The following is a 1,145-nucleotide window of genomic DNA, read 5'->3' as shown; positions in this document are numbered from 1 at the left end:
TATAAGTTGAATTTAATTTTCACATCCTGATACACAGTCTATTAATGACTTCTTCCGGTGTTTCGTTAATAGAAGAAATGAATGCTTGCACATGTTTTCGAATTTCTCTTACAGAAGCATGAAACACATTGTAAATAACGGCACTTTTCAGCCACTTCCACAGCCCTTCAATCAAGTTCATTTCGGGGCTGTACGGTGGTAAAAACACAAATTCTAATCGGTTTTTATGTTCCTCTAGAAAAGGATGAATGAGACTGGCATGGTGAATCCGTGCATTGTCTAGCACCATAACAATTTTGCCGATTGGATATTGCTTCAGGACATACTGAAGAAAACGTAGAAATGCTTCTGCATCGTACCGTTCTTCTTCTGTGCAGTGAACTTTTCCTGTTTCATAATTGAGGATGCCAATGAGTTTCACGCCATGGTGTTTGCCGTACGTTGGAATCTTGCGCTGTTTTCCGCGTAAAAACCAAGTATACTGAACTGCTTGGTAGTCTCGAATCATGCATTCATCTTGAAACAACAGGTGATCAATGTTTTCGTCAATCAATCTTTTTTTAAAGCAGGAAATGTTTCTTCACGAAAAGCAGCCTGTTTGACGGCATCTCCTTGCGCTAAGGTGTAAGTGGCCTTTGAGTAGCTAAGACCTAGACTGCTCAAAAGACGAGACATCCCACGGAGGGTGTACTTCTTCTGCCACTTCTGTTCTACAAATGACACGATCAGCGCTAATGTCCAATTATGACGAGCGGTGAACCCAACATCAACCGGAAGAGAATGCACCACCGTTTGTATGAGTTCTTTCTCCTGTTCTGGTGTCAGTTTATGTGGTGCGCCTGGAGAAGCTCGTCTGATGAGTCCTTCTAGACCGTTTTTACGATACGCTCTCACATATTCGCCCACTGTCTTTTCGTTTCGACCAACAATCTTAGTAATTTGCGCATACGTGTAGCCTTGTAAAAAGAGAGAGACCGCTTGATAACGCTCATGCATTCGCTTATCTTTCGTTTGTTTCATGGCTTGTTGGACAGTTTCTAATTCAGCTGCTTGTGTTTTCATTTTACGTCTCTCCCTATTTCGTTCCTGTTTTTCCTTATTGTAACACAGGGAGAGGAAAGGTGATTATTTAGTTCAACTTATAT

Annotated in this window: 1 protein-coding gene; it reads right to left on the bottom strand. The window is 41.4% G+C overall.

The features are described from left to right. Nucleotides 1-19: 19 nt before the first annotated feature. Nucleotides 20-1,062 (bottom strand): IS630 family transposase gene (locus tag AAHB12_RS31090; RefSeq protein WP_342048931.1). Its coding sequence is split into 2 segments (ribosomal slippage): nucleotides 20-553 and nucleotides 556-1,062, totalling 1,041 coding nucleotides; the frame shifts between segments, so codons are not numbered across the junction. Between the last annotated feature and the right edge of the window lie 83 nt (nucleotides 1,063-1,145).

The sequence above is a fragment of the Bacillus sp. OTU530 genome, from assembly GCF_038440375.1.
This window is presented reverse-complemented; position numbering and strand designations above follow the sequence as displayed.